Raw genomic sequence first — 3,888 nt, 5'->3', positions numbered from 1 at the left:
GTATACGAGACAGCCAGCAGACCGCGCACCAGCAGCCCCGGCACGGTGGCCGGTGGCCGGTCGCTGGTCAGGTCGGCGACCAGCTCCGGATCGGGGCGCAGCGTCCCGGCCGCCGGATCGAGCTGGTACGCCTTCTCGGTCACCGTCAGCGTGACCACCCGGATCGCCGGGTCGGCCAGCAACGCCACGATCGCGCCCGGGTCGGCGGCGGCCAGCCGTACGTCGGCCAGTGCCCCGATGACCCGGGTCTGCTGGTCGTCTGCGGAGAGCGTGCTCACGCTGAACAGGTTGTCCTGCGCGGTCAGTGTCCGCACCAGATCCGCGTTGCGCGGAGCGACACCGACGATGCCCCAGTCACCCCCGGCCGACGCGAGCGCCTGCTCGGTGTAGACGGCCTGGTGGGCGCGGTGGAACGCGCCGAGCCCGAGGTGCACCACGCCGGCCGGCACGGTGCCCGGACGGATCAGGGGACGGGACTGCACCGGTAGTCGGCGCAGGGCGCCCAGATCGAGTCGGGACGCGCCCACGGTCACCGCCACGTCGGGCCGTCCGGGAAGCGGAAGGTGGCGATCGACTCGGGACGCATGGTGGCGCTGTAGCCCGGCTCGGTCGGCAGCAGGTACCGCCCGTCGCGGGTGCGTACCGGGTCGACGAAGTGTTCGTGCAGGTGGTCGACGTACTCCACCATCCGGCCGTCCAGGCTGGTGCCCACCCGCAGGTAGTCGAAGATCGCCAGGTGCTGGACGTACTCGCAGAGCCCGACGCCGCCCGCGTGCGGGCAGATCGGTACGCCGAACTTCGCGGCGAGCAGGATCTCGGCGAGCACCTCGTTGACCCCGGCCACCCGGCAGGCGTCGATCTGCATCACGCCGATCGCCTCGGCCTGCAACAACTGCTTGAAGATGACCTTGTTGGCGGCCACCTCGCCGGTGGCGACCCGGCATCGGCCGCCGGTCAGCTCGGTCATCGCGCGGGCGATGCGGGCGTGCCCCAGGACGTCGTCGGCGTGCGTCGGCTCCTCGATCCAGTACGGGTCGACCTCGGCCAGCGCCGTCATGTTGGTGATCGCCTCGTCGACGTCCCACACCTGGTTGGCGTCCATCATCAGCAGCGCGTCCGGGCCGATCTCGGCCCGGATGATCCGGGCCCGCCGCAGGTCGTCCTCGGGCGGGCCGCCGACCTTCATCTTCATCGCCCGCCACCCCTGCGCGTACGCGTCCCGGGTCAACGCCCGGACCTTGTCGTCCGGGTAACCCAGCCAGCCCACCGACGTGGTGTACGAGGGGAAGCCGTCCCGCTCCAGCAGGGCCAGCCGGTCGCCGAGGCCGTCACGCCCCTTGTCGAGGATGGCGGCGGCGTCGTCCGGGGTGAGCGCGTCGGTGATGTGCCGGAAGTCGACGTTGGCCACCAGTTCCTCGGTGGACAGCTCGGCCAGGTAGCGCCACATCGGCTTGCCGGCGAGCTTGGCGCGCAGGTCCCACACGGCGTTGACCAGCGCGCCGGTGGCCATGTGGATGACCCCCTTCTCCGGGCCGAGCCAGCGCAACTGCACGTCGGCGACGAGCGAGCGCCAGAACGCCACCGGCTCGGCGGTGATCTCCTCCACCGTGCGTCCCCGCACGTGGTGGGCGAGGGCCCGCACGGCGGCGCAGGTGATCTCGTTGCCGCGACCGTTGGTGAAGGTGAACCCGGCGCCGGTCGGACCGTCGTCGGTGTGCAGCTCCACGTAGGTGGCCGAGTAGTCACCCCGGTTGATCGCGTCGGAGCCGTCGCCGCTGGCAGCGGTCGGGAACCGCACGTCGTGCACGGTCACGTCGGTGATGGTCGTCATGCTTGCTTCTCTCCGAACTTGAAGACCTGCTTCGGCAGCCGGTACGCCAGGTCGACGATGGTCTCGGCGGCCTCGTCCATGGGCAGCCGGTGCTCGGCGACCAGCCGGGCCAGGAAACCGGCGTCGATGCGGCGGGCCACGTCGTGGCGTACCGGAATGGAACAGAACGCGCGGGTGTCGTCGACGAACCCGGCGGTGTTGTAGAAGCCGGCCGTCTCGGTGACCGTCTCGCGGAACCGGCGCAGCACCTCGGGGGAGTCCAGGAACCACCAGGGCGCGCCGAGCACCAGGGCGGCGTACCCGCCGGCCAGCGGTGCCAGTTCCCGGGTGAAGGTGTCCTCGTCGAGCGTGTAGAGCACCACCCGCAGCCGGGGGTCGTTGCCGTACGCGTCCAGCAGCGGAGCCAGCGCGTGCACGAACTCGGTGACCTGCGGGACGTCACCGCCCACGTCGCGCCCGTGCCGGGCGTGCAGCCACCGGTTGTGGTTGCGCACCGCCCCCGGGTGCAACTGCATGACCAGCCCGTCGTCCAGCGACATCCGGGCGAACTCCAGCAGCATGTGGGCCTGGAACGCCTCGGTGTCGCCCGGTTCGGCCCGGCCCCGGCGGGCCCGGTCGAACAGCGCCGCCGCGTCCGCGCCGAGGTCCAGGGTGCGGGCGGTGAGGTGCCCGTGGTCCGACGAGGTGGCACCGGCGGCGATGAACGCCTCCCGGCGGGCGCGCAGCGCGGCCAGATAGCCCTGGTACGTGCCGGTGTCCTCGCCGGTGATCTCGCCGAGCCGGTCGACGTTGGCCGACCAGTCCTCGAACTCCAGGTCCACCACGTTGTCCGGCCGGAAGGTGGTGACCACCCGGCCGCCCGGACCTCCCCACCCGTCGGCGGCGAGCTTGGCGTGCCGACCAAGGTCGTCCAGGGGCGACTCGGTGGTGGCCAGCACCTCGATGTTGAACCGCTCGAACAGCGCCCGGGGCCGGAAGTCCGGCTCGGCGAGGCGGGCGGCGAGGGCGTCGTACACGTCGTCGGCGGTCTGCGGCGACAGCCGGGTGTCCAGGCCGAAGACCTCGGTGAGGGTCTGCTCCAGCCAGAGCCGGGACGGGGTGCCCCGGAACAGGTGCCAGTGCTCGGCGAAGCGCCGCCAGATCCGCCGCCCGTCGGTCTCCACCGGGCTGCCGTCGCGGGTGGGCACGCCCAGCTCGGCCGGGAGCACCCCCTGGCTGAACAGCATCCGGGTCAGGTAGTGGTCGGGCACGATGAGCAGCCGGGACGGGTCGGGGAACGGCTGGTCGTCGGCGAGCAGCCCCGGGTCGACGTGCCCGTGCGGCGAGATGATGGGCAGCCGCGCCACCAGCGCGTACAGCTCGCGGGCCAGGGCACGTTGGCCGGGCTCGGCGGGTAACAGCAGGTCGGGACGGGTCGAGGTGGGCACGGGGTTCGGCTCCTGGGGTCGAGGTCAGTCGAGGGTGAGCAGGTCGGCGACCCGCACGGGGGCGCCGGTGTCGAAGGACCGGTTGGCGGCCAGACCGGTGAGCAGGGCCAGCGCGCCGTCGCGGGCGCTGGCCGCGCGATCCAGCGGATCGGGTACGCCGCCGAAGAGCACCTGGGTCATCCGGGCGTCCGCACCGCCGTGGCCGTGCCGGGTGTACCCGTCGACCTCGATGCGTCGGGGCGGGGACCAGAAGGGGCGCAGGGTCAGCGTGGCCTGACCGCCCTCGGCGGCGGCCTCGGTGCCGTGCAGGGCGGCACCCTTGAGCGCACCGGCGGCGGCCGGGCTGACGAACTCGCTCTCGGTGACCTCCAGTTCCAGCCGGCCCCGGCTGCCGTTGACCATCACCCGGTAGCCCTCCCACGGTGCGTACGCGGTGAGGTGGTAGGTCATCGTCGCGCCGCTGGAGTAGGTGGCCAGCACCGCCATGTCGTCCTCGATGGTCACGCCGGGGGCGAAGACGTTGCGGTCGCGGTGGTAGCCGTCGGCGGCCTCGGCGTCGAGGTACAGCTCGCGCAGCCGGGGGTGCTCGGCCAGGCGCAGCGCGAACGGGTCGTCGGCGGCGGCGGGGGC

The 3,888-nt window shown here is 72.6% G+C and carries 3 protein-coding genes and 1 pseudogene; all 4 read right to left on the bottom strand.

The window, feature by feature from the left end:
- Positions 1–539: pseudogene (locus EYA84_RS28345) on the bottom strand (mannitol dehydrogenase family protein); the annotation flags it as partial.
- Positions 530–1,831: an enolase C-terminal domain-like protein gene (locus tag EYA84_RS28340; protein WP_131056985.1), complete on the bottom strand. Its 1,302-nt coding sequence runs from the start codon at positions 1,829–1,831 to the stop codon at positions 530–532. The gene EYA84_RS28340 and the pseudogene EYA84_RS28345, both read right to left, overlap by 10 nt.
- On the bottom strand, positions 1,828–3,258 hold the full coding sequence (gene uxaC, locus EYA84_RS28335) for a glucuronate isomerase (protein WP_131056983.1): 1,431 nt from the start codon (positions 3,256–3,258) through the stop codon (positions 1,828–1,830). The genes EYA84_RS28340 and uxaC overlap by 4 nt, the downstream gene beginning before the upstream one ends.
- A gap of 24 nt (positions 3,259–3,282) precedes the next feature.
- A partial coding sequence (locus tag EYA84_RS28330; protein ID WP_236146005.1) for a Gfo/Idh/MocA family oxidoreductase occupies positions 3,283–3,888 on the bottom strand: 606 nt, incomplete at its 5' end.

It is taken from the genome of Verrucosispora sp. SN26_14.1 (genome assembly GCF_004307965.1).
Lineage (GTDB): Bacteria > Actinomycetota > Actinomycetes > Mycobacteriales > Micromonosporaceae > Micromonospora.
Note: the sequence above shows the minus strand (reverse complement) of the source record. Positions and strands in the feature narration are given on the sequence as shown.

What these genes read in the sequence shown, in the direction of transcription:
- EYA84_RS28340 (WP_131056985.1), bottom strand. Translation starts at nt 1,831, where the DNA reads ATGACGACCATCACCGACGTGACCGTGCACGACGTGCGGTTCCCGACC.